Annotated in this window: 20 protein-coding genes and 2 pseudogenes; 14 read left to right on the forward strand and 8 right to left on the reverse strand. The window is 62.8% G+C overall.

Translation table 11 applies throughout. The features are described 5' to 3' along the window. Nucleotides 1–220 precede the first annotated feature (220 nt). A pseudogene (locus tag APH35_RS24930) lies at nucleotides 221–1,559 on the forward strand (MFS transporter). 116 nt (nucleotides 1,560–1,675) lie between these two features. Here APH35_RS24930 and APH35_RS24935 read toward each other — a convergent pair. Genes APH35_RS24935 through APH35_RS24945 form a run of 3 tightly spaced genes read right to left on the reverse strand, consistent with a single transcriptional unit; the run spans nucleotide 1,676 to nucleotide 7,299 of the window. Further along, the gene (locus APH35_RS24935; RefSeq protein WP_060515696.1) at nucleotides 1,676–4,822 is read right to left on the reverse strand and encodes an efflux RND transporter permease subunit; all 3,147 of its coding nucleotides are present in this window, start codon (nucleotides 4,820–4,822) and stop codon (nucleotides 1,676–1,678) included. A 16-nt stretch (nucleotides 4,823–4,838) separates the two neighbouring features. Then, a complete protein-coding gene (locus APH35_RS24940) occupies nucleotides 4,839–6,053 on the reverse strand; it encodes an efflux RND transporter periplasmic adaptor subunit (protein ID WP_060515697.1) in 1,215 nt (404 codons plus the stop codon). Continuing rightward, the gene (locus APH35_RS24945) at nucleotides 6,046–7,299 is read right to left on the reverse strand and encodes a TolC family protein (RefSeq protein WP_012271694.1); all 1,254 of its coding nucleotides are present in this window, start codon (nucleotides 7,297–7,299) and stop codon (nucleotides 6,046–6,048) included. Before APH35_RS24945 ends, APH35_RS24940 begins: the two co-directional genes overlap by 8 nt. A gap of 206 nt (nucleotides 7,300–7,505) precedes the next feature. On the opposite strand from APH35_RS24945, the gene aroQ reads away from it, so the two are divergent. The 3 genes from aroQ to APH35_RS24960 all read left to right on the forward strand — a co-directional run bounded on the left by aroQ (nucleotide 7,506) and on the right by APH35_RS24960 (nucleotide 9,066). Beyond that, the gene (aroQ, locus tag APH35_RS24950) at nucleotides 7,506–7,955 is read left to right on the forward strand and encodes a type II 3-dehydroquinate dehydratase (protein WP_012271693.1); all 450 of its coding nucleotides are present in this window, start codon (nucleotides 7,506–7,508) and stop codon (nucleotides 7,953–7,955) included. After that, nucleotides 7,952–8,800: a shikimate dehydrogenase gene (locus APH35_RS24955; RefSeq protein ID WP_012271692.1), complete on the forward strand. Its 849-nt coding sequence runs from the start codon at nucleotides 7,952–7,954 to the stop codon at nucleotides 8,798–8,800. The genes aroQ and APH35_RS24955 overlap by 4 nt, the downstream gene beginning before the upstream one ends. Before the next feature lie 86 nt (nucleotides 8,801–8,886). Beyond that, entirely contained in the window at nucleotides 8,887–9,066 is a 180-nt protein-coding gene (locus tag APH35_RS24960) for a hypothetical protein (RefSeq protein WP_060492810.1), read from the forward strand. Nucleotides 9,067–9,069: 3 nt separating this feature from the next. Here the strand turns inward: APH35_RS24960 and APH35_RS24965 are convergent, their stop codons facing one another. Further along, on the reverse strand, nucleotides 9,070–10,482 hold the full coding sequence (locus tag APH35_RS24965) for an amino acid permease (protein WP_012271690.1): 1,413 nt from the start codon (nucleotides 10,480–10,482) through the stop codon (nucleotides 9,070–9,072). Nucleotides 10,483–10,807: 325 nt separating this feature from the next. Between APH35_RS24965 and APH35_RS24970 the strand changes: the two genes are divergently transcribed. The 3 genes from APH35_RS24970 to APH35_RS24980 all read left to right on the forward strand — a co-directional run bounded on the left by APH35_RS24970 (nucleotide 10,808) and on the right by APH35_RS24980 (nucleotide 14,442). Next, nucleotides 10,808–12,232, forward strand: a complete 1,425-nt coding sequence (locus APH35_RS24970) for an aminotransferase-like domain-containing protein (RefSeq protein ID WP_012271689.1) — start codon at nucleotides 10,808–10,810, stop codon at nucleotides 12,230–12,232. Between the two features lie 207 nt (nucleotides 12,233–12,439). Beyond that, complete coding sequence (locus APH35_RS24975) at nucleotides 12,440–14,176, forward strand: S-type pyocin domain-containing protein (RefSeq protein WP_060515698.1); 1,737 nt, start codon at nucleotides 12,440–12,442, stop codon at nucleotides 14,174–14,176. Continuing rightward, the gene (locus APH35_RS24980) at nucleotides 14,173–14,442 is read left to right on the forward strand and encodes a hypothetical protein (RefSeq protein WP_060515699.1); all 270 of its coding nucleotides are present in this window, start codon (nucleotides 14,173–14,175) and stop codon (nucleotides 14,440–14,442) included. Before APH35_RS24975 ends, APH35_RS24980 begins: the two co-directional genes overlap by 4 nt. Before the next feature lie 109 nt (nucleotides 14,443–14,551). Here APH35_RS24980 and APH35_RS24985 read toward each other — a convergent pair whose 3' ends face one another. From APH35_RS24985 to APH35_RS24995, 3 genes are read right to left on the reverse strand one after another with little or no spacing between them, the layout of a single operon-like run. After that, complete coding sequence (locus APH35_RS24985) at nucleotides 14,552–15,574, reverse strand: histone deacetylase family protein (protein ID WP_060515700.1); 1,023 nt, start codon at nucleotides 15,572–15,574, stop codon at nucleotides 14,552–14,554. After that, nucleotides 15,574–16,815 carry a Zn-dependent hydrolase gene (locus APH35_RS24990; RefSeq protein ID WP_060515701.1) on the reverse strand — a complete coding sequence of 414 codons (1,242 nt, stop codon included), beginning with the start codon at nucleotides 16,813–16,815 and terminating at the stop codon, nucleotides 15,574–15,576. Before APH35_RS24990 ends, APH35_RS24985 begins: the two co-directional genes overlap by 1 nt. Nucleotides 16,816–16,845: 30 nt before the next feature. Further along, entirely contained in the window at nucleotides 16,846–18,150 is a 1,305-nt protein-coding gene (locus APH35_RS24995; protein ID WP_012271685.1) for an MFS transporter, read from the reverse strand. A gap of 154 nt (nucleotides 18,151–18,304) precedes the next feature. Between APH35_RS24995 and APH35_RS25000 the strand changes: the two genes are divergently transcribed. Further along, nucleotides 18,305–19,213, forward strand: a complete 909-nt coding sequence (locus APH35_RS25000; protein ID WP_012271684.1) for a LysR family transcriptional regulator — start codon at nucleotides 18,305–18,307, stop codon at nucleotides 19,211–19,213. Nucleotides 19,214–19,259: 46 nt separating this feature from the next. Here the strand turns inward: APH35_RS25000 and APH35_RS25005 are convergent, their stop codons facing one another. Next, nucleotides 19,260–20,270, reverse strand: coding sequence for an aldo/keto reductase (locus APH35_RS25005; RefSeq protein ID WP_060515702.1), 1,011 nt, complete (start codon nucleotides 20,268–20,270; stop codon nucleotides 19,260–19,262). A 118-nt stretch (nucleotides 20,271–20,388) separates the two neighbouring features. Between APH35_RS25005 and APH35_RS25010 the strand changes: the two genes are divergently transcribed. The 6 genes and pseudogenes from APH35_RS25010 to APH35_RS25035 all read left to right on the forward strand — a co-directional run. Then, on the forward strand, nucleotides 20,389–21,300 hold the full coding sequence (locus APH35_RS25010) for a LysR family transcriptional regulator (RefSeq protein WP_060515703.1): 912 nt from the start codon (nucleotides 20,389–20,391) through the stop codon (nucleotides 21,298–21,300). Between the two features lie 86 nt (nucleotides 21,301–21,386). Beyond that, a complete protein-coding gene (locus APH35_RS25015) occupies nucleotides 21,387–22,184 on the forward strand; it encodes an SDR family NAD(P)-dependent oxidoreductase (protein ID WP_060492807.1) in 798 nt (265 codons plus the stop codon). Between the two features lie 21 nt (nucleotides 22,185–22,205). Then, a complete protein-coding gene (locus APH35_RS25020) occupies nucleotides 22,206–22,613 on the forward strand; it encodes an SRPBCC family protein (RefSeq protein WP_012271680.1) in 408 nt (135 codons plus the stop codon). Nucleotides 22,614–22,770: 157 nt separating this feature from the next. Then, on the forward strand, nucleotides 22,771–23,757 hold the full coding sequence (locus APH35_RS25025; protein WP_060515704.1) for a zinc-binding dehydrogenase: 987 nt from the start codon (nucleotides 22,771–22,773) through the stop codon (nucleotides 23,755–23,757). A 106-nt stretch (nucleotides 23,758–23,863) separates the two neighbouring features. Then, entirely contained in the window at nucleotides 23,864–24,406 is a 543-nt protein-coding gene (locus APH35_RS25030) for a WYL domain-containing protein (protein ID WP_012271678.1), read from the forward strand. A 98-nt stretch (nucleotides 24,407–24,504) separates the two neighbouring features. Then, nucleotides 24,505–24,766: pseudogene (locus APH35_RS25035) on the forward strand (cyclase family protein); the annotation flags it as partial.

A 24,766-nucleotide genomic window follows, 5' to 3' on the forward strand; every position in this document is an offset into this window, starting at 1 on the left:
GACATGCACGGCAAAGCCGAAGGCTACAGCGAACTGGAGTACGCCCCCTGGAAGGTCGGCCGGCTGTAAACCGTTATACCGGTTGAATCAGGTATCCCGAGGTCGCCCTCGACAAAGCACCTTTTTGCACCCGGTTATCTACTGGCAAGCACAACAATGATGGCGCGGCCCGACCGCGCCACGTTCATCATGGCTGCCAATGGAACCGGAGAGCACCCGCATGTCCGCACCTCACGAGGTATCCCCCGCCACCCTGCGCAGGGTGATCGCCGCCTCGGCCATCGGCAATTTCGTCGAATGGTTCGACTTCGCCGTGTATGGCTTTCTTGCCACGCTGATCGCCAGCCAGTTCTTTGCCAGCGAAGACCCCAGCGTGGCGTTGCTCAAAACGTTCGCGGTGTTTGCCGTGGCCTTTGCCCTTCGCCCGCTGGGCGGGATCGTGTTCGGCGCGCTGGGCGACCGCCTGGGGCGCAAGCGCATCCTGTCGCTGACAATCCTCTTGATGGCCGGCTCCACCACCCTGATCGGCCTGCTGCCGACCTACGCCAGCATTGGCCTGGCAGCCCCCGTGCTGCTCACCCTGGCGCGCTGCCTGCAGGGCTTTTCTGCCGGTGGCGAGTACGCGGGGGCCTGTGCCTACTTGATGGAGCACGCACCTAACGACAGGCGTGCGTTTTACGGCAGTTTCGTGCCGGTCTCGACCTTTTCCGCCTTCGCCTGCGCCGCAGTGATCGCCTATGGGCTGGAAGCCAGCCTGTCGGCCGAGGCAATGAATGCCTGGGGCTGGCGCGTTCCATTCCTGATTGCCGCGCCGCTGGGGCTGGTCGGTCTGTACCTGCGCTGGCGCATGGAAGAAACCCCGGCATTCCGCGAAGCCGTCGCCCAAGGCAAGGAACATGAGCATTCGCCGCTCAAATACACCCTGCGTCACCATGGCCGGGTCATTCGCAACCTGGGGGCGTTCATCTCGCTGACCGCCCTGTCGTTCTACATGTTCACCACCTACTTCGCCACGTACCTGCAACTGGTGGGCAACCTGACCCGCGCACAGTCGCTACTGGTGACCACCGTGGCCCTGCTGTTCGCCGCCGTCGGCTGCCCGCTGGCCGGCGCGTTCTCGGACCGAGTGGGGCGGCGCAAGACCATCGGCTTTACTTGCCTGTGGGTGATGCTGTGCGTGTTCCCGGCATACTGGCTGGCCAGCTCTGGCTCGATGTCGGGTGCACTGCTGGGGGTGATTCTGTTGGCGGTGGGCGCGTTGTGCAGTGGCGTGGTCACTGCGGCGTTGCTGTCCGAAAGCTTCCCAACCCGCACCCGCTACACCGCTTCGGCGATTACCTACAACGTGGCCTATACGCTGTTTGGCGGCACCGCGCCGCTGGTGGCGACCTGGCTGATCGGGCAGACCGGCAGCAGCCTGGCACCGGCGTTTTACCTGGTGGTGATTGCGCTGGTGGCGCTGGTGGGCGGGTTGGCGTTGCCGGAGACTTCGCGGATTTCGTTGCATGATGAGGGGGGGGGTAGACGGCGTGCAGTCTGGAGTTCGTAGTACTGTCTGAGATTGTCGGGGCTGCTTTTGCAGCCCATCGCGACACAAGGCCGCTCCTACAGGGAAATACGCAATCCTGTAGGAGCGGCCTTGTGTCGCGATGGGCCGCAAAGCGGCCCCTGGCTCTCAGCCCTCTTGCGCCTCTTCCCGCCGATACGCCCACTGATACAACGCAGGCAGAACCAGCAACGTCAACGCAGTAGAAGACAGGATCCCACCAATCACCACCGTCGCCAGCGGCCGCTGCACCTCAGCCCCGGTCCCCGTGGCCAAGGCCATCGGAATGAACCCCAGCGAAGCCACCAGCGCGGTCATCAGCACCGGCCGCAAGCGCGTCAAGGCGCCCTCTTCTACCGCCACCCGCAACGGGCGCCCTTCTTCGCGCAGGCCACGGATAAAGGCGATCATCACCAGCCCGTTGAGCACTGCCACCCCCGACAGCGCAATGAAACCCACACCCGCCGAGATGGACAACGGGATGTCCCGCAACCACAGCGCCAGCACCCCACCGGTCAGGGCAAACGGAATACCGGTGAACACCAGCAAGCCATCCCTGAGGTTATTGAACATCATCAGCAACAGTGCCATGACCAGCAGCAAGGCTACCGGCACCACCACCTGCAGGCGCTCGGTTGCCGATTGCAACTGTTCGAACTGCCCACCCCAGCGTGTCCAGTAACCCGGTGGAATCTGCACCTGCTGGATCAGGGTCTGTTCGGCATCCTCCACGAACGAGCCCAGGTCACGCCCGCGAACGTTGGCGCTGACCACCACCACCCGCTTGCCATCCTCGCGGCTGACCTGGTTAGGCCCCAGTTGCAGGTTCAACGTGGCCAACTGAGACAGCGGGATAAAGCCGATTTGCGCAGCGCCCGCAGTGGCACTGGCCGGTACCGGAATCAGCAGGCTGGAAAGCCCGTCCACATCCGTGCGCAAGGTTTCGGGCAGGCGCACCACCATGTCGAAGCGCCGGTCGCCTTCATACAGTGTGCCTGCCGTGCGGCCACCCACGGCAATGGCGATGGCGTCCTGCACGTCGCCCACGTTCAGGCCATGGCGCGCCGCCTTGTCGCGGTCGATGTCGATGGTCAGCACCGGCAGGCCGGTGGTTTGCTCCACCTTCACCTCGGACGCACCCGCGACACCTTGCAGGCTGCTGGCGATTTGCGCGGCGGTGCGGTTGAGCACATCCATGTCATCACCGAACAACTTCACCGCCACATCGCTGCGCACCCCGGAAATCAGCTCGTTGAAACGCAACTGGATCGGCTGCGACAGCTCGTAGTTGCTGCCCGGTACGCTGGCGGCAGCACGTTGCACCTCGGCGATCAGTTCGTCACGCGGCTTGCCCGGATCTACCCACTGCTCGCGCGGGCGCAACATCACATAGGCGTCGGAGATGTTCGGTGGCATCGGGTCAGAGGCGATTTCGGCAGTACCGGTACGGGCGAACACCCGCTCCACCTCCGGCACCTGGGCGACGATCGCCTGCTCCAGGCGCTGCTGCATGTCCACCGACTGCGACAGGCTGGTACCCGGCACACGCAGGGCCTGCAAGGCAAAGTCGCCCTCGCTGAGGCTGGGGATGAACTCGCTGCCCATGCGGCTGGCCATGACCCCGGACAACAGCACCAGGGCGGCAGCGGCGGCAAACGCCACCTTGCGCCGGCCCAGCACCCAGGCCAGCACCGGTGCATAACGCTGGCGCGCCGTGCGCATCACCAGGCCTTCTTCTTCCTTGACCTTGCCGGTGACGAACAGGGCAATGGCCGCCGGCACGAACGTGACCGAAAGAATCATGGCGCCGAGCAAGGCCATGACCACGGTAAAGGCCATGGGGTGGAACATCTTGCCCTCGACACCGGTCAGGGCAAAGATCGGCAGGTACACCACCATGATGATCAACTGCCCGTAGATCAGCGGCCGGCGCGCCTCGCGGGCGGCGGCGAACACTTCATGGAAGCGCTCGCTGCGGGTCAGCATGCGGCCATGGCGTTGCTGGGCATGGGCCAGGCGGCGGATGGCGTTTTCCACGATCACCACCGCACCGTCGACGATAATGCCGAAGTCCAGCGCGCCTAGGCTCATCAAGTTGGCGCTGACCTTGTTGCTGAACATGCCAGTGAAAGTGAACAGCATCGACAGCGGGATGACCATTGCGGTGATCAGTGCGGCGCGGATGTTGCCCAGGAACAGGAACAGCACGGCAATGACCAGGATGGCCCCTTCGATCAGGTTCTTCTTCACCGTGGCGATGGCTTTTTCCACCAGGTTGGTGCGGTCGTACACGGTCACCGCCACCACCCCCTTGGGCAGGTTGCGGTTGATCTCGACCAATTTGGCGGCGACCGCCTGGGACACCGTGCGGCTGTTCTCGCCAATCAGCATGAACACCGTGCCCAGCACCACCTCCCGGCCATTTTCGGTGGCCGCACCCGAGCGAAGCTCTTCGCCCAGGCCAACCTCGGCAACATGGCTGACACGGATTGGCGTGCCATCGACGCTGGAGATGACAATGTTGGCGATGTCTTCAGCCGACGCCACCTGGCCCGGTGCGCGAATCAGCAACTGTTCGCCATTGCGCTCGATGTAACCGGCGCCGACGTTGGCGTTGTTGCGTTCCAACGCCGCGATCAGGTCATTGAGGGTGAGCTTGTAGGCCGCCAGGCGTTTGGGCTCCGGCGCAATCAGGTATTGCTTGGCATGGCCACCAATGCTGTTGACCTCGGCCACCCCCGGCACATTGCGCAGCTGTGGCTTGATGATCCAGTCCTGGATCACCCGCAGGTCGGTTGGGGTGTAGGGTGTGCCGTCTTCCTTGAGCGCCCCCTCCTCGGCTTCCACCGTCCACAGGAAGATTTCCCCCAGCCCGGTGGAGATCGGCCCCATGCCCGCTTCTATCCCCTCGGGCAATTGCTCGCGAGCCACTTGCAGGCGCTCGTTGACCAACTGGCGGGCGAAGAACACGTCGGTGCCATCATCGAAAATCACCGTAACCTGCGACAAGCCCGAACGCGACAGCGAGCGGGTCTGCTTCAGCCCAGGCAGGCCAGCCATGGCGGTTTCGATGGCAAAGGTGATGCGCTGCTCGGTCTCCAGCGGCGAATAACCGGGGGCGGCGGTGTTGATCTGCACCTGGACGTTGGTAATGTCCGGCACAGCGTCGATCGGCAGTTTCTGGTAGCTGTGGATACCCACCGCGGCCATCAGGACCACGGCCAGCATCACCACCAGGCGCTGCTCGATGGCGAATTGAATCAGGCGTTCGAACATGCAGGTGTCCCCGTGATCAATGGCTGTGCTCGGCCGAGCCTTTGCCCAGCTCCGACTTGAGGACAAAGCTGCCGGCGGCCGCTACCTGAGTACCGGCGGCCAGGCCGCCGAGAATCTCTACCTGGCCAGCATCGCGGCGGCCAGTCGTTACCGGGCGGGCCTCGAAGCCTTCCTCGGTGCGGGCAAACACCACGGTCTGCTCTTCCCAGGTTTGCAGGGCGTTTTCCGGCACCGTCACGGCGGCCTTGAAGCGCTCGACGCTGACAGCAATGTTGACGAACAGCCCTGGGCGCCAGGCCCCGTTGGGGTTGGCGAGGGTGGCGCGCACGGTAGCGGCGCGGTTCTGCTCACCGAGCAGGCTGCCGACGTAGTTGACCTTGCCCTCGACCTGGGCGCCCAGGTCCGGCGCACTGACCGTGACATCGCGGCCAGTCACGACCTTGCCAAGGTCACGCGGGGCCACGGCGAAGGTGGCCCACACACGGCTCAAGTCAGACAGGGTGAAAGCGTTGCTGGTCTCGTCAACCACTTCGCCTGCAGTCAGGTGCTTTTCCACGACCACCGCATCGAATGGCGCACGTAGCTCATAGCGATTACCGGCACCGGCCGGGCCCACGGCGGCGACCTTCTGCCGGGCGTTGGCCAAGGCGATCTCGGCCTCCTGCAATGCCTGGCGCGCCTGCAGGTAATCCTGCTCGGCGCTGATGCGCTCCTGCCACAGTTGCTGTTCACGCTGGAAGGTCAGCCGCGCCAGCTCCAGACGACGCTGGGCGGCCTGCTGCTCGCTGCGCAGGTCGGAGATCTGCTGGCTGGCGATCACCGCCAGCACCTGGCCGCGCTTGACCGCCTGGCCCAGCTCGGCGTGCACCGCCTCGACGACGCCCGGCACACGGGGGACGACGTGGGCGGTAAGGTCCTCGTCAAAGCGTATTTCACCTGGGAAGCTGATGGCGATGCCCAACTCACGGGGGCCTGCGGCAGCCAGTTGCACGCCGGCGGCTTCGATCTGGGCGATGGACAGGTGCAGCTGGCCTTCTTCTTCAGCGTGCCCCTCCTCGGCATGGCCCTCAGTGGCCTGCTCTGCGGCGTGGCCGTGGCTGTCTTGGCCATGATCGTCGTGCCGGGCTTCGGCTTTCGACGCCTGGCCGAGGTTGCCGGTCCAGGCCAGGCCGCCAAGGCCGAGTGCGGCGACGGCGGCGGCCAGAAGGGCTAGCTTGCGTGGGTTAGTCATTGTTGCTCCTGCTATTCGGTGTGTTGCTCAGGCCATCGAGGTCGCCGTAGATCCGCTCGACTTGCGCGCGCGCATCGGTCGCCGAGGCCAGCGCCTCGAGGTACAGCCCGCGGGCCTCGATCAGCGTGCGCTGGGCGTCGAGTACATCGAGAAAGGCGAACTTGCCCATTTCAAAACCGCGAGTGGCGGTATCCACGGCCTGCTGCGCAGCGGGCAGGATGGTGCGGTCATAGGCCTGCACGTCCTGCATCGCCGTGGCCCACTGGCTCACGGCACTGCGGGTTTCACTGCGCAGGCGCAGTTCCACGGCGTTGCGCAGGTCACGCGCCTGGTCGGCACGGCGCGCAGCGGCCAGTACATTGCCCTGGTTGCGGTCGAACAACGGCAACGGCATGGACAGGCCAACCACGTTCACCCGCTCACGGTCCTCACGGCTGTACTGGCTGCCAAGGCTGACGGTGAGGTTGGGAATACGCTGGGCCTTTTCCGAACCCAGGGAAGCATCGCCGCGCTCGACCTGCGCAGCGGCCAGGCGCCATTCGACGGTCTGTTCGACCTGCTCAAGCAAAGCGTCGGCGTTGGGCGCAACGCCCGGCGAAAGGTTGGCGGCCTGCAGCTGGTCGAAACCTGCCAGCGGGCTGCCGGTCAGGCGGGCCAGCGCCTGGTAGGCCACGCTGCGCTGGGTGCGTGCGCGGCGCACTTCGGCCTGGGCCTGGGCCAGCTGCACCTGGGCACGGGTGGCCTCTACCGGCGATGACTGGCCCGCAGTGACCCGCCCTTGCACAACCCGCAGCCCGCGTTCAGTCAGTGCCTGCGACTGCTGCGCCAGCTCCAGCGCGGTCTGCGCGCGCAAGGCTGCATGAAAGGCCTGCACCACATCGGCCCGCAGGCCGTTGCGCTGGCGCTCCAGGTCGAGCTGGGCAATGGCCTGGCCAGCACCGGCCACGGCGATACGTGCCCCGCGCTTGCCGCCCAGCTCCAGCGGTTGGCTGAGGGTGACGGTGGTGGTGCTGGTGTCACGGCGGGTGTCCTCGACTTCCCAGGCCAGCTCGGGGTTGGGGAGCAACCCGGCCTGGCGCCGTTCACCTTCGGCAATGCCGATTTCGCGGCCGGCCGCAGCCAGCTCCGGGTTCTGGGCAAAGGCGGCGGCAAGCGCCTGGGGCAGGCTCAGGCTCTGGCTGGCCTGGGCGCTGGTGGCACCGGCCAGCAACAGGCAGAGCAAGGCGATCTTGCGGGGGATGGGCACGAATCAAGTCCTCTCGGCGAAGCGTTGGCGAGGGACTGTAGAAAGGGTTGGTTATCGGGGCGGTGGCGGCAACATTACAATTTTGTAATCACCAACGCAGTTCGATAATCGCCCACTTTCCCGGTGCGAAGTGGCTGTCCAATTGACGGAACTAACCAGTCAGTACAAAACTAAGCGCATCCAACAACAACAAAGTGATGCCCGTCATGAAGCCCCTTATTCTCGTGCTCAACGGCCCCAACCTGAACATGCTGGGCACCCGCGAGCCTGCCCAATACGGCCATGAAACCCTTGCCGACCTGGCTCAAGGGTGTGCCGATACTGCCCATGCCCACGGCCTGGAAATCGAATTCCGCCAAACCAACCACGAAGGCGAACTGATCGACTGGGTCCACGCCGCCCGTGGCCGTTGCGCCGGTATCGTGATCAACCCTGGCGCCTGGACCCACACATCGGTCGCCATCCGCGATGCCCTGGTGGCCAGCGAGCTGCCGGTCATCGAAGTGCACTTGTCCAACGTGCACAAGCGCGAGCCGTTCCGTCACCTGTCGTTCGTCTCTTCCATCGCCGTCGGTGTCATCTGCGGCCTGGGCAGCCATGGCTACCGCATGGCCCTGAGCCACTTCGCCGAAATGTTCCAGGAGCGCACGGCATGAGCCAACAAGCCATCCTCGCCGGCCTGATCGGCCGCGGCATCCAGCTGTCGCGCACCCCCGCCCTGCACGAACACGAAGGCGACGCGCAGGCCTTGCGTTACCTGTACCGCCTGATCGATGCCGACCAGTTGCAACTGGACGACAGCGCCCTGCCCGGCCTGCTTGACGCCGCGCAGCACACCGGTTTTACCGGGCTCAACATCACCTACCCGTTCAAGCAGGCGATTCTGCCGTTGCTCGACGAGCTGTCCGACGAAGCCCGTGGCATCGGTGCGGTGAACACCGTGGTGCTCAAGGACGGCAAGCGGGTCGGCCACAACACCGATTGCCTGGGTTTTGCCGAGGGCTTGCGCCGTGGCCTGCCCGACGTCGCGCGGCGCCAGGTGGTGCAGATGGGCGCTGGCGGTGCAGGCTCGGCCGTGGCCCATGCCCTGCTGGGTGAAGGGGTCGAGCGGCTGGTGCTGTTCGAAGTGGACGCTGCCCGTGCACAGGCATTGGTAGACAACCTGAACGCTCATTTCGGCGCCGGTCGTGCCGTGGTCGGCACGGACCTGGCCACAGCATTGGCCGAAGCGGACGGGCTGGTCAACACCACCCCGGTGGGCATGGCCAAGCTACCGGGCACCCCACTGCCGGTAGCGTTGCTGCATGCACGCCTGTGGGTGGCGGAAATCATCTACTTCCCCCTGGAGACCGAACTGCTGCGCGCGGCCCGGGCACTGGGTTGCCGCACCCTGGATGGCAGCAACATGGCCGTGTTCCAGGCGGTGAAGGCGTTCGAGCTGTTCAGCGGGCAACAGGCGGATGCGGCACGGATGCAGGCGCATTTCGCCAGCTTCACCTGACGGTTATCAGCGGCAAGCCCGCGAACGCTGAACTGTAGCGGCGATGAGGCCGGAACTGACCGCCTATGCTTGAAGTCAGTCCCTTTATGCGCACGTCCATGAAGACCTCCATCGCCCTCGCCATCCTGGCCCTGATCGCCGCCGCCGCTCTGCTCGGCTCACCGTGGATGAACCAGCGCTTCCACATGCCTGCAGAAAAAACCCAGGCTCAACAACGCGAAACGGCCGGGTCCCCAAGGGAGCCGGCCGTTTCCAAACGCGAGTGACGCTTAGTGCTGCTTGCTGCCAGAGCGGATCTGGTGCACCACACCCATTGCCACCACGATCGCCGCAGCGATACCGGTAGAGATCACCAGGATCTGGTAGTCAGGCATGAAGGCCATGGTTACCAGGGCGGCCACGATGAACGCGATCACCAGGTAGGTCAGCCACGGGAACAGCCACATCTTCAGGCGTACTTCCTTGCCCTCGGCAATCAGCTTGCGGCGCATGCGCAGTTGCGAGAAGGCGATGACCAGGTACACCAGCAGGGCGATCATGCCAGTGGTGTTCATCAGGGTGTCCAGTACGTCTTTCGGGCGCAGGGTCTCGCTGAAGTTGATCAGCGCACACACCACGGCCACGGCGCACGAGCCCATGATCGCGTACACCGGTACACCGGTGCCGGCGCGGGTGATCTTGAAGAACGACGGCGCGTCGCCACGCTGGGCCAGGGAGAACAGCATGCGCGAGGCGGTGTAGTGGCCGGAGATCAGGCAGCTGCTCACCGAGGTCAGCACCACGAAGTTCATCAGCAGTTCGGCATACGGCACGCCCAGCAGTTCCAGGGTACGGCGGTAGGCACCGTAGCCGGAGACGCCCAGGTGCGGGTCGTTCCACGGTACCAGGCAGACGATCAGGAAGATCGAGCCGACGTAGAACAGGCACACACGCCAAACCACCGAGTTGGTCGCCTTGACGATCTGCGCCGCAGGGTCCTTGGCTTCGGAGGCCGCGATCGTGACGATTTCGGCGCCAAGGAAGGCGAACATCACCCCGAGCAGGGCACCGATCACGGTGGTGATGCCATTGGGCATGAAGCCTTCGGCGGTGAGATGGCTGATGCCACGCACCTCACCGAACTGCCAGACGTTCATCACGGCAGCGGTACACACGATCAGGAAGCAGACAATCGCAATTACCTTGATCAAGGCGAACCAGAACTCGAACTCACCGTAGTGCTTGACGTTGAAGAAGTTGACGGTGATCAGCAGCAGGGTCGTGGCCAGCACGAACACGTTGACGCTGACGTCAGGGAAGAAGCCATGCAGGATCTTGCCCGCCACATAGGCTTCCCAGGCCATGAGGATGACCCAGTACCACCAGTACAGCCAGCCGATGGTGAAACCGGCCCAACGGCCAATGGCGCGGTCGGCGTAGGTGGAGAACGAGCCGGTGTCTGGCGAGGAAGTCGCCATTTCACCCAGCATGCGCATGATCAGCACCACCAGGATGCCGCCTGCCAGATAGGCCAGGACAGCGGCTGGGCCGGCGCTGTGGATCACGCTGCCGGAACCGACGAACAAGGCGCCGCCAATAACCCCGGCGATCGACATCATCGTCAGGTGGCGCGACTTCAGCGAGGCACTGAGCTTGCTCTCGTGCCCGCTTTTCGCGGTGGTGGTTGTGGATGTTGCGTCCATCAGTTGTGTACCCCGTGCTTCTTTTTATCCAAGGAAAACTGTGAAACCCCGATGGCTGGCGATTTCACCTGTACATCAGTGCTAATGCGGGCAGGATGGTGTGAACAAACACACGCAGGCCCTCCATGGCGGCCTGCTGACGCGCCCCAGGGCGACTGCCTGGCGCGAACTGAACATGCTTTATGTGGCGATATCCGACACCTAATGTAAAAATGTCCGACGCAGAGAGCCATGCACAGTGGCATGAATCTCGCACTGCACTGTACAGGTCGCCCTTGCAGTACACCCTGCAAACGCCAGGCGATACGCACCCTGAAGGCCACGAATGTTCGAATTACATCCAGACTCCTCAACCCCGCTGGTCAACCAGATCATCGACGGGCTGCGCGAGCTGATCGACAACCAGACCCTCAAGCCAGGCGCCAAGGTCCCGTCGATCCGCGCCTTTGCCGCGAGCTATTCGGTGAGCACCTTCACCGTGGTCGAGGCCTACGACCGGCTGGTCGCCCAAGGGCTGCTGGTGAGCCGTGGCAATGCGGGGTTCTTCGTCAACCGTGCGGCGGGCGAACTGCTGGAGCAGCACAACGCCGAGGCCGACACCAGTCGACCAACGTTCAACTCCGAGTGGTACCTGCAGCAGATCTTCGAAATCCGCCAACTGCCGTACAAGCCGGGGTGCGGCTGGCTGCCCAACGACTGGATGTACGAAGACGGCCTGCGCCGTGGCCTGCGCCAGGTAGCCGGCAGCCCCCTGGAGCTGTCGGGCTACGGCGACCCCATGGGCCTGATGGAGCTGCGTGCACTGACTGCGCAGAACCTGCAACAGGAGCTGTCGATCGTCGCCAACCCGGCGCAGCTGATGCTCACCCACGGCGCCAGCCAGGCCCTGGACCTGGCCGCACGCACGCTGGTGCGCCCTGGCGACGTGGTGCTGGTGGACGACCCCGGCTACCCCAACCTGATGAGCATCCTGCGCACCCAGGGCGCCACCCTGGTCGGCGTGCCGCGCACCCCCGCCGGCTACGACCTGAACCAGCTGGAGCAGCTGCTTACCCACCACCGCCCAACCGCGTTCTTCACCCAGCCGCACCTGCACAGCCCGACCTGCTCGCGCACCCCACTGCCGCAGTTGCACCGGCTGTTGCAACTGGCCAGCCAGCACGGTTTCCGCCTTGTGGAGAACAACCTGTACGCCGACATGGTCACCGAGCCGCAACCGTGCCTGGCCAGCCTCGACCACTTGCAACAGGTGGTGTACGTGGGTAGTTACTCCAAGAGCATTTCACCCAACGTGCGGGTCGGCTACATGCTGGCCAACCCCGAACTGATGCAGAAATTGCTGCACCTGAAAATGCGCTCGGGCCTGACCACCTCGCAGGTGATGGAGCGGGTGGTGTACGCGGCGATCATCGACGGCCGCTGGCGCAAGCACCTCAAGCGCCTGCGCCAGCGCCTGGCCGAGGCGCATCAGGAAGTTGGCCGGCATTTGCATCGATTGGGCTTTGAACTGTTCACCGAATCGGATGAGGGCATGTACATCTGGACTCGCCACCCGGCGATTCCCGACAGCGCGGCGTTGCTGGATGACGCGCTGGAAAAAGGCATCATGCTCGGGCCTGGTCAGTTGTTCATGGTCGATGCCAAGGCCACCGGGTGGATGCGGTTCAATGTGGCGTTCAGTACCGATCCGGCGATGTGGGAGTTGTTGGAGAAGGTCTTCGTCAAGCATGTGCGGCGGGGTGGGATGTAGGGGCGGTGTTGTTCCGGGATGTTCGCCTTGGCATTTTCGGCGCCAGTCAAATCGAGTTCCTATCAGGCCCGTGACGGGAGTAGGCCAAACCAAACTTTTGAGGCGGCACGCCCATATCCGCGGCTTAACGAAACAATTCCATCTTAGCAAGCCCGACTTTACTCTAGAACATTCCACTCTCCCGAACCCAGTGATCAGGAGAGTGAAATGACCTCCCGCACGACCATGACAGCTTCAGAAATTGGTGAAATTTATTCACCAGCTCCATTCCGGTATGACTTTGAATACCTCTTGAATTGGGCTGAGCCTTTTACCCTTCCACTCGTACCACCAGATAGTGCGGCATTTTTCAGTATCGGTGCTGACAGCAGGGATGCCGAAGCTAAAGCACAAAAGATTATAAACAAAATCGAAGCAACTCGCCCCTCCGCCCCACCTGGCCTGAAGCAATATCTGGACAACCACTACTCAGCAATTGACGCTCGTCACACTGACGAACTAATCAGACTGCAGGCCAAGCGGCAATTTCTTCTAGATCTTCAAGAAAAAATCATCTACAAGCGCCTACCCACTGACGACTTCTCAGGAATACATGTGTATGCCCCCGGGCTTACACCAGCCTACCTCTTTTATACCTATATAGACCCTCACATCAACGTTGGAAAAGAGTTCTACATCGCACAGGGCTTCCTGTTTGCCCTTATGCGAAGCATCACTGCAGCGCAGATTGAAATCCTGCTAGGCCAGAGCCTGAAAATAATCCATCGCAAAATAACTACTCTCAACTCAAAACTTGCACCTACTGAAAAAATCACCTCGGAAAGCAATACCATAACCTTTAGCATAACACCTTCAATTCAACTCTCAACAACCTTGGGCGCAATAGGCAATAGCCACTACCATAATCGCCAATTAGAAACAACTTTGCGATCAGGCCGACAATTGCTGGCAAGGGCAGCCGGCGCTGCTGCATCCCGGCTATTCAACGTTGGCATCGGTGCTCTGCTCTATTCTTCCGAACTCGGCAACAGTGATCTCTATCATGAAACAACACTGAGCCTCCCAGCCGATTCATTAATACCGGACCTACCCGATCAGCTGTACGAGAAAGCCCTTGGCCATGGAGTAGCGGCGTCAACCTATCGAATTTATTCGAAGAATGACATCTATACACTCATCAAAAACCAGCAGACAGCAAGTCTCGAAAGCAGAGTACCTCTACGCCCACTCTACTTCGACAAGGCGACGAACAGCTACATTTCCGTACCTTCGCAAAAGTTTCCAATCAAGCTGACGTTACCCGCGCACATACCCGGCGACGCCTCGACCACTAAACCTAGCACGCAGATACCTTCCTACCCCTATCGTGGCGTGACACTCAATCCACTGTACATTGAAGCCTCTCCTCTACCCGCGCTGGAACCGGAGGACTTCAAAGACTGCATTTACTGCTTCCCGCCAGAATCTGGCCTACCGCCACTGTACGTTGTCTTCAACTCTCCCTACCCCGGCGCGACAACCAAAGGGACTTACAGCGGACGAGCCTTCAACCCGGACAAGGCCGGCGGGCCTATCGAGCGGCTGGATTGGAGAGACGCCACTATCACAGCAGAAGGCCTCGAATTAGTAAAGCTCCACACAAATCGTTTTGACGCCTCCGATGGTAACAAGATCATGATCGACAGGCTTGAAAAAATCTTACATGGTAAAGTGGCGTCGACTGACAGAGATAAGCGCTTTTACACACATGAAGTTCGAGAGCTCGAGCGATACCGCCGCCTCGGGATTGCAGACGATGTGAACCCTGACGATGATTCTGAAACATGGAATAACACTCACACCGCCACGCTTGAAGATTATGGGTTAAGCTCTGACATCGAGCTACTCTACACACCTGAAGCCCTAGAGGCCGATTTGGCACAATCCCTACGAGAACACCAATGAATACCATCAATGAAATTATAAAAAACGAAGCCCCTATTGACGTTGTCTTATTTTTGACCAGCAAGCGCGGCATTGATCACCCAAGACTCGACAGACTCTACAACCTAAACGACTGGGTGAATATTGGCGACAATATGAAACTAATTGAGCTGATTAGGGACATGAAAAGCAAAGGGCTTATCCAGTCCCTAGATGGCCGCTACGTAAGAGGCCCAAATTGGAAAGCCCCTACTTTCTTACTAGAAGAAAAATACACTTTTGAATAGAGCCAGACACGATTTAACAGCTCACCTCCACAGGCCCATACTATTTAGCCATCGACCGGGCCTGTGGGGAAAAATTGCCGCGTAACAGATAAATCACTTCACAATTTAATTAACACCACCCTGCCTGGCTTTGAAAGAACGCCTGCGCATTCGCCTCCAGACTTTCCAGGTGATACCCGCCTTCCTGCACAATCAGACACGGCAACCGCAACGCCCGAATCCGCTCCCCCAACGCAGCAAACCCTTCAGTCGTCACTGCCACCTTGCTCTGCGGGTCGAGCTCATAGATATCGAACCCCAAAGACAACACCAGCGCCTCAGCACCAAAGTCCTTCACTGCAGCTAGCGCAACGTCCAACTGCCCCATGAAATCAGCCTCACTGGCCCCATGCGCCATCGGCAAGTTCAGGTTGTACCCCTCCCCTTCACCACTACCCCGCTCGTCCGCGAACCCAGCCACGCCAGGGTAGAAGTTGGTCGGGTCGCCATGCACCGACACATACAGCACATCACGGCGATCGTAGAAAATCTCCTGAATCCCCTGCCCATGGTGCATGTCGGTATCGAGAACCGCCACGCGGCTATAACGGCTGCGCAGCGCCTGGGCAGCTACAGCCGCGTTGTTGATGTAGCAGAACCCACCCGCCGAATCGAAGCGCGCATGGTGCCCCGGTGGCCTGCACAGCGCATAGGCGGCCGGTTCGCCGTCGAGGATGGCCTTGGCCCCGGCCACCGCGCTTTGCGCAGACCAATAGGCCGAACGCCAGGTGTTTTCGCCAACAGGGCAGCTGCCATCCGCCAGGTAGCGCCCGGCCTGAGCGAGAATGCCGCGCAAGGCGTTGGGCTCACGCACGAAGATGTTGGACATGACCTCGTCGCCCCAGTCCTCGGGCACTTCCTTCCAGCGCGCATGGGCCTCTTCGAGGAAGGCCAGATAGGCCTCACCGTGCACAGCCCTGAACGGTTCAAGGCCGGCATCGTCGGGCTGGCGGATATCGAAGCCCAGGTCCTTGGCGGCCTGCAACAGCCGCTGGGCGCGCTCGGGGACTTCCTGCGGGGTGCGCATGGCGCCGCGCGAGTAGTAGCTGCGCGGGTGGTGCAGCAGTTGTTCGGGGTGGAAGTAGCAACGCATCAGGCTTCTCCTTGTTCGACACGGCCCGCACGGGCCAGCACGGCGTTCAGCAGTACATCGGCACCCTGACGGGCATCGTTGGGCAACACGTCTTCGGCTTCGTTGTGGCTCAGGCCGCCGACACAGGGGATGAACACCATGGCCGTCGGGCAGTAGCGGGCCAGCAGGATGGCATCGTGGCCGGCACCGCTGACGATCGATTGCTGGGCATAGCCCAGGCCATCCACGGCCTGCTGCACAGCAGCCACGCAGTCGGCGTCGAACGGGGTGGCCGGGCTGACCCAGTGCCGCTCGATACGCACCTGCAGACCACGCTGGCTGGCAATGGCTTGCAGCTTCAAGGTCAAGTCGCGCTCCATCGCCTCGATGGCTTCGTCGCGGTGGTGGCGCAAGTCGACCGTGAACTGCAGCAGGCCAGGAATGGTATTGCGTGAAGACTTGGCAATGGACAGTTCGCCAACAGTGGTCAAACCTTCGGGCGCGAAGTCCGCTGCCAGTTGCTCAACCGCCTGGATCATCCGCGCCGCGCCATACAAGGCATCCTTGCGCAGCGGCATCGGCGTGGTGCCGGCGTGTGCCGCCATACCTTCGACAGTGACGTCCAGCCAGCGGATGGCCTGACCACCGCTGACCACGCCGATGGCCTTGGCGTTGTCTTCAAGGATCGGGCCTTGCTCGATATGCGCTTCGAAATACGCATCCACCTGGCCACCCAGCGGGCGCTGGCCGGCGTAACCAGTGCGCTGCAGCTCGTCAGCCACGCTGATGCCATCAGCATCGCGGATAGCCAGCGCCTCGGCCAGCGCAAGGCTGCCGGTAAACACCGCCGAGCCGAACATGGCCGGGGTGAAGCGCGCGCCCTCTTCGTTGGTCCATACAGCGATTTCCAGCGGCTTGCGGGTCTGGATGTTCAGATCGTTGAGGCGACGCACCACTTCAAGCCCGGCCAGCACGCCATAGACGCCATCGAAACGACCGCCTTCGGGCTGGGTGTCGAGGTGGCTACCAATCATCACCGGCGCCGCATCCGGGTCACTGCCAGGGCGGCGGGCGAACAGGTTGCCGATGGCATCCACCGTCAGCGTCAGGCCGGCTTCACGGCACCAGTGGCTGAACAGTTCACGGCCAGCCTTGTCTTCGTCGCTGAGCGCCAGGCGGCAGCTGCCGCCACGGGCGGTGGCGCCGATTTCGGCCATGGCCATCAGGCTCGCCCACAGGCGTTCGCCATTGCTTTTCAACATGTGCGGGTACTCCAGAGTAAAACGGTTCGATCAGGCCAGTTCCAGGCGCTGGCTACGGGCATACTGGCGGGCCAGGGCAAGCACGCAGACCAGCGAGACGGTGGCGATCAGGGTGTAGAACACGGCCATCGGCCACCACTGGCCGCTGAAGGTGTGAGCCAACCAGGTGCCGATCAGCGGGGTAAGGCCGCCAGCGATGGCGCCGCAGACCTGGTAGGCCAAGGAAATGGCGGTATAGCGCACACGGGTTTCGAACATACCGCTGACATAGCCAGCTATCACCGCGTAGAAAGAGGCCATGCAGGCTGCAGCCAGGGCGATGCCCAGTACGATCAACGGCCCCTGGCCCGAGCTGACCAGCACGAACATCGGGTACGGCGAGGCCATCGCCAGCAACGCGACCAGGGCCAGGAAGCGCGTGGCACCGATCTTCTCCGACAGCCAGGCAGCCAGCGGTTGCACGCAGAACTGGATGATCGCCACGAAGAACAGGCACTCAAGTATCAGCGAGCGCTCCAGGTGCAATTGTTGAGTGGTGTAGCTGATCATGAAGGTGTTGGTGAAATAGACCCCGGCAATGCCCAAGGTGTTGGCACCGATGCACAACAACAGCGGGCGCCAGGCGGTGCGCAGCACTTCGAAAACCGGCGCCTGCTCTTTGCGCCGGGCCTTCTCTGCCTGTTCGCGGCTGGCGATGAACTCGGGCGACTCGTTCACCCCCAGGCGAATCGCCAGGCCCACCAGCAGCAGCAACGCGCTGGCCAGGAACGGCACGCGCCAGCCCCAGCTCATCAGCTCGTCTTCAGGCAGGCGGGTCACCGCGCCGAAGGCCAGCAGCGACAGAATCAGGCCCGCCGGGCTGCCCAGTTGGGCGAACGAAGCGAAGAAGTTGCGCCGGCCTTTGGGCGCATGTTCGCCGGCCATCAGCACCGCCCCACCCCACTCGCCGCCCACGGCGATGCCTTGGACGATGCGCAGCAGGATCAACAGCACCGGTGCGGTGGCACCGATCTGCGCGTAAGTCGGCAGCAGGCCGATACACACGGTGACGATGCCCATCATCAGCAGGGTGATGACCAGCGACTTCTTGCGGCCGATACGGTCGCCCACGTGGCCGAAGACAATGCCACCCAGCGGCCGGGCGAAAAAGCCCACGGCGAAGGTGCCGAACGCGGCCATGGTGCTGAACAGGCTGTCGTCGGAGGGGAAGAACAAGGCACCGAACACCAGGGCGGCGGCGGTGGCGTAAATGTAGAAGTCGTACCACTCGATCATGGTGCCGATGAACGCGGCAGCGGCGGCACGGCGTGGCTGGGCGGAAGCGGTGGGCTTCATGGGGGCTCCTTTGCTTGTTGTTCTGGCAGGAGTTGCTGGGTCATGGTCGCGCTCTCGTGGCGCTTGGCCTGCGATTTATCGGCTCAGGGCTATGATTAGTCAATTTTCTATTTATTATTCGTACTATTAGCCACGCTTATCATCGAGCCTCGCCATGTCCGACCGTCTGCTCAACGACCGCCTCGACTGGAACCTGCTGCGCACCTTCCGGGTCATCGGCCAGGAACTGTCCATCAGCCGCGCCGCCGCCCGCCTGCACCTCACCCAGCCGGCCGTGAGCCAGGCGCTCAAGCGCCTTGAAGAGCAGCTTGGCCGCCAGCTTATCGCCCGACGTGGGCCGCGTTTCGTGCTGACTGAAATGGGCGAGCAGCTGTTCCAGCTGGCTGGCGAGGTGTATGGGCAGATGTCGCAGATCGGCGGTTTGCTGGAGCAACCGGCGGACGAACTGGTAGGCAAGGTGCGTCTGTTGATGATCAGCCGCATCGTCAGCGAGCGCTTCGACGACTTCCTCGCCGACTTCCATCGCCAGCACCCACGGGTGGAGCTGGAAATCGACGTGATGCGCAGCTCCGACATCGTCGCAGCCCTGCAGGAGAAAACCGCCACAGCGGGCCTTAGCCTCAACCGGCGTGCACAACCACGCCTGGAGCAGCGTTTGTTTCTGCGTCAACGCTATGCGTTTTTCTGCGGCAAACACCATGCCTTGTTCGGCCAGGCCGAAGGCGACTTGCAACGGGAGAATTTCGTCAGTTTTACCAGCGACCAGATTGGCGGCATGTTGTCGCCGCTGACCATTTTCCGCGACCAGCAGGGCTTTGCCGGGCGCATCGTGGCGTCATCGCCAAGCCTGGAGGAAGTACGCCGGCTGGTGATCGCCGGCTTTGGCATCGGCTGCCTGCCCGAGCATGTGGTGGCGCCGGATGTCGAAGCGGGGTTGCTGTGGAAGTTGCCGCCGCAGGAAGGGATTGCCGATGTGGATATTCACCTGTTGTGGAACAGGGAGCAGCGCTTCAGTCGGGCAGAAGAGGTGTTTATCGAGGCCTTGCAGCAAAGTCTCGGTTAACAGGCTTCGCTGGCGATAGGAGGGCAAAGCCCTCCCCCTTTCGCGATTAGGCTTCAGGTACCGGTGCCTGCTGGGCGATCAGCCCCAGCTCACGCAGCTCAGCCCAGAACGCGGCCGGAATCACCGCATTGAACGCCGCCAGGTCTTGGTCGGCATGTTGTGGCCGGGTCGCCCCTGGGATCACCGCTGCTACCGCGGGGTGCGCCAGCGAGAACTGCAACGCCGCAGCCTTGATGTCCACCCCATGGCGCGCCGCCACTTCGTTCAGGCGCTGGACACGGGCACGGATTTGCGGGCTGGCCTTCTGGTACTCGTAGTGCTCTCCCCCGGCAATCACGCCGGAGTTGTACGGGCCGCCGACGACAATGCCGAGGCCTTGCGCCAATGCACCTGGCATTACCCGTTGCAACGCACGGTCGTGGTCCAGAAGGCTGTAGCGACCCGCCAGCAGGAAGCCGTCCGGGCGTGCTGCTTCGAGGTCCAATGTCAGCTCGATCGGCTCGACGCGGTTCACGCCCAAGCCCCATGCCTTGATCACGCCTTCTTCACGCAGGCGGGTCAGCACGCGGAAGGCACCGGTACGAGCGATTTCGAACTGGCTCAGCCATTCGTCACCGTAGAAGTCCTGGGCGATGTCGTGAATCCAGACGATATCCAGGTAGTCGGTACCCATACGCTTGAGGGTGTCTTCGATCGAGCGCAGGGTGGCATCGGCGCTGTAGTCATTGACGATGCGGTTACGGTTGCCGTGCTCGAACAGGCCGCTCTTCTCGCCCAGCTCACGAGCAGCCGGGTCTTCCAGTGCGTCGAGGATGACGCGGCCAACCTTGCTGCTCAGCACGTATTCATGGCGCGGGCGCTGGGCCAGGGCCTTGCCGAGGCGGATTTCCGACAGCCCGGCACCGTAGAAAGGCGCAGTGTCGAAGTAGCGCACACCGTTGTTCCAGGCCGCGTCCACCGAGGCTTGCACTTCGGTATCTGGCACGTTGCGGAACATGTTGCCCAGTGGCGCGGTACCAAAGCCCAGGGGGTTGGCGATCAGGTCTTTCAAGCTCATGGCATGTCTCCAGAAAGGGTGTGTAAGGTCATCAACCGACGACGTGAGCACATCCTAGGCTGGCCAAACCCAGACCGTCCAAGTCATAATTCGTCACAGTTAAGTCCCCGGAGGTCTCATGCAGGATTTGCGTCAGTTGCGCTACTTCGTGGCCGTCGCCGAATGCGAGAATGTCGGCCGAGCCGCCGAGCAGCTGCATATTTCCCAATCGCCCCTCAGCCGGCAGATCGCCCAGCTGGAGGACAACCTTGGCCTGGCCCTGTTCGAACGGCGCAACCAGCGGCTGTACCTGACTAACGACGGGCGCACCTTCCTGGCCGAGGCGCGCGGCCTGCTCAAGCATGCCGAGCGCTTGGAGTCGCTGGGCAAGCGCCTGGGCCGTGGCGAGGAAGGCGGCTTGTGCATCGGCTACGTCAACCACGCCATCCACGCTGGTGTGCTGCCTGGCGCAGTGCGGGCCATTCGTGGCGAACGCCCGAACATTCACATTGCGCTGTACAACATGATCCCCAGCGAGCAGTTCGAAGGCCTGCGCCAGCGCAGCCTGGACATTGCCCTGGTGTGCGAGCCGCCGCCGAAGCACGACCCCGACTTGCGTGCGCAGCCAGTACTGGATGACCCAATGCTGCTGGCCATCCCAGCCTCGCACCCTCTGGCCAGCAAGGCGGAACTGACCCCGGCCGACCTGCACGAGCAGGAATGGATCATCACCGGGGGCCAGCCCGACCAGGTGAACAAGCGCGACGACTTCATCGCCCGCTGCGGTGATGCCGGTTTTACCCCGCGCTTGTCGCTTGAAGCGACCGACCCATTGAGCGTGCTCGGCCTGGTGTCCGCGGGCCTGGGCCTGGCCATGGTGCAGGGCAGCCTGACGGCCAGTGCCGGGCCAACCGTGGTTTTGCGTCAGCTGGATTGGCTCCAACCCAGCGTGCAATTGTGGGCCGCCTGGCACCAGGTCGACCTGCGGCCGATCGTGGGCATTTTCCGTGAACGCGTGCTGGCGCAGGCGAATAAGTCCATAGAGGTCTGAACTCAGTCGAATTACGTCTTTTACAGTCTGAGTAGGCTTTACTAGGATGGCTCTCATCGATACAACTCACCCACAGGAGCCATTCCATGAACATCGACCTCGGCGGGCGCACCGCCATCATCAGCGGCTCTACCGGCGGTATTGGTCTGGCCATCGCCCGCGGCCTGGCCCGCGCCAACGCCGACGTGGTCATTGCCGGCCGCAGCCAGAAATCGCTGGATGCAGCCTTGGCCGAACTGCGCCAACAAGGCGGCCGTGGGCAGATTCACGGCGTGGTCGCCGACCTGGGCACCGCCACCGGTGCCGACACCCTGTTTGCCGCCCACCCACGGGCCGACATCCTGGTCAACAACCTGGGCATCTACGACGACGTCGACTTCTTCGACGTGGCCGACAGTGAGTGGGCGCGCTTCTACGATACCAACGTGTTGAGCGGCGTGCGCCTGGCCCGCCACTATGCACCGGGGATGGTCGAGAAAGGCTGGGGGCGGATCCTGTTCATTTCCTCGGAATCGGGCATCGCCATCCCTGCGGACATGATCAACTACGGTGTTACCAAGGCCGCCAACTTGGCCGTTTCCCATGGCCTGGCCAAGCGCCTGGCCGGCACCGGGGTTACCGTGAACGCGATACTGCCCGGCCCGACCCTGACCGATGGCGTGGCCGCGCTGGTAGCCGATGCGGCACAGGCGTCCGGGCGCAGCATTCGTGAAGAGGCCGACAACTTCGTACGTACCGCACGGCCAAGTTCGATCATTCAGCGCGCCGCCGATGTCGACGAAGTCGCCCACCTCGCGGTGTACCTCGCCTCGCCTTACTCCTCCGCCACCACCGGCGCGGCCCTGCGGGTCGACGGCGGTGTGGTCGACAGCCTTGCTATCTGAACTCAACTGGAGCATTACCCTATGGCAACTGCCTACGCTTCCCTGCAAGCCCAACACAGCCCTGAACACGTCTGGGCATTGATCGGCGGTTTCGACAGCCTGCCGGACTGGCTGCCGTTCATCCCCGAGAGCATCTCCAGCGAAGGCGGCCGTGTGCGCTCGCTGAAAGACCCGGACGGCAACAGCATCGTCGAGCGCCTTACAGCTTTTGACGACAACGCGCGCAGCTACAGCTACACGATCCTGAGCAGCCCGTTTCCGGTGACCGACTACCGATCGACCCTGCGAGTCAAGGCCGACGGCCAAGGCAGCCTGGTGGAGTGGTTCGGCGAATTCACCCCGGCCGGTGTCAGTGAGGCCGAGGCCGAAGCACTGTTCAAAGGCATCTACGAAGGTGGCCTGCAAGCCTTGGCGAAAACCCTGGGCTAAGCGAGTCCCCCAGGTACCTCATCCCCTTGCAAAATTCGAGGGTGGGGGCAAAGCGCTTTTGCCCCCCCGTCAAAACACCTTGTCCCACCCCCGCCTGTATCCCCCGCCTCATCTGCGCTAGCCTGCCGCCCATACTCGTCTCACAAGGACCCGCACCATGCCAACTGATTATCAAGCCTGGGGCTGGACCCCGAACGCCGGCCTCGAAGGCCTGCAGCTGCTGCGTAAACCCCTGCCGCAACCCGGCCCCGGCGAAGTGCTGGTGGCCAACCGAGCTATAGCCCTCAACCCGGTGGACTGGAAAATCTGCGAATGGGGCCATCCGGCCTGGCAGCAAGGCACAGTACCGGGTGTGGATGGCGCCGGGGTGGTCGTCGCCGCTGGCGCAGGCGTCGAACTGCCCTTGGGCAGCCGCGTGGCTTACCATCAGTCGCTGGCTCGCGACGGCAGTTTCGCCGAGCATTGCCTGCTCGATGCCAGCCTGGTGATGCACATCCCCAGCGCACTCAGCGACAGCGCCGCCGCCGCCGTACCCTGCCCCGCGCTGACCGCCTGGCAGGCCCTGGCCAAGATACCGGCAGGCACCAGCCGCGATGTGCTGGTGATTGGTGCCGGTGGTGCGGTGGGCTTCTACCTGGCGCAGTTGGCCGCACAACGTGGCCTGCGCGTGTGGGCGACAGCCAGCCAGCGCCACCACGCGGCGCTCAAGGCGCTGGGCACAAGCGGCGTGTTCGACTACCACGACGCCGACTGGCAACAGCAGTTGCAGGTCGCCCTGGGTGAGCGCCCGCTGCATGCCCTGTTCGACACCGTCAGTGGCGCCCACGCAGGCAGCCTCGCCCACCTGCTGGGCTACAACGGGCACCTGGTGTGCATCCAGGACCGCCAGGAAAGCGCGCCAACAGCCGCCTTCAGCACAGCCATTTCGCTGCATGAAGTGGCGCTGAACAGCGTGCATGCCCATGGCCGCCTGGCAGATCGCCAGGCCCTGCGCATGGCTGGTGAACAGCTGTTGCAGGCTGTCGCCAATGGCAGCCTGATCGCGCCTCAACGCCGTGAGTTCGACTTCGCCACGCTGCCCGATGCACTGCGGCAATTGAAAGAAGGCCAAGGCGCAGGCAAATGGGTGACGCGCTTCGGCTGAAGGGCATCCGCGCAACTTGGATCCCATTCTGTGACAAGGTATGCTGGGCAATAGCTAAACGCCATTACTCAGGCAGGCTTGGTGCCTGCCCTCAAGGACGAGCCCTTTGCCCAGCCACCCAACCCGCCACACTATTGCCCGCCAGTGGCAGTTGCTCAAGTTGCTGCCCGGCCGCCATCCGGGCATGAGCTCTACCCAGTTGCAGGCCGCCCTGACAACCGTGGGTCATACCACCAGCAAACGTACCGTCGAGCGCGACCTGGTCGAGCTCGCTGCGCTGTTCCCGCTGCAGTGCAACAGCAAAGGCATGCCCTACGGTTGGTACTGGCAACCGAGCATGAGCCTGGTCGATGCGCAGCCACTGCAACCGGACATACTCACACCCCCGGCACAGGTTGAACTGCACGCCTGGGTGGACGACACACTGGCGCGCCTGCTGAAAGAATCCCCGCTGTCCGCAGACATGCAGCTGACCCCGCAAGCGAGCGGCGGCGCGGCATTGGTGGCCACCGTCGACGACAACCGGGCACTGATGGGCTGGCTGCTGTCGCAAGCGGGTTCGATCCGCGTGCAGGCCCCGAAGACGCTGCGCGTGGCCATGCTGGAACAGCTGCGCCAGAGCCTGGCGCTGCACGATGGCGGTTGTTGACCGGCAGGCAAATATCATTGTCCTGCCGAGCGCTTTTTCCCGGTGCCGGCCCTGCGCACAATTCGCTCCTGACAACGCATCACTTTCAGGAGTACACGATGAAACGCTTCAAGCCCCTGCTGCTGGCCGTCGCCTTGGCGACCACTGCCCAGGCTACCCTTGCCACCGACTGGCAGCACTCGCCGTACGGCAAGCAGGATGAAATCGGCGCTGCCAACCTGCTCACCCCAGACGTGGTCAAGCAGGCCGTCGGCCTGGTCAAGACCGGCAAGACCTACCCCTTGGCCGTACCCGTGAGCAAGGACTTGCCGGCGTTCCGCCACCGCAGCTTTCACCTGTACAACATCCAGCCCGGCGAGC

It is taken from the genome of Pseudomonas sp. NBRC 111132, from assembly GCF_001320565.1.
GTDB lineage: Bacteria > Pseudomonadota > Gammaproteobacteria > Pseudomonadales > Pseudomonadaceae > Aquipseudomonas > Aquipseudomonas putida_P.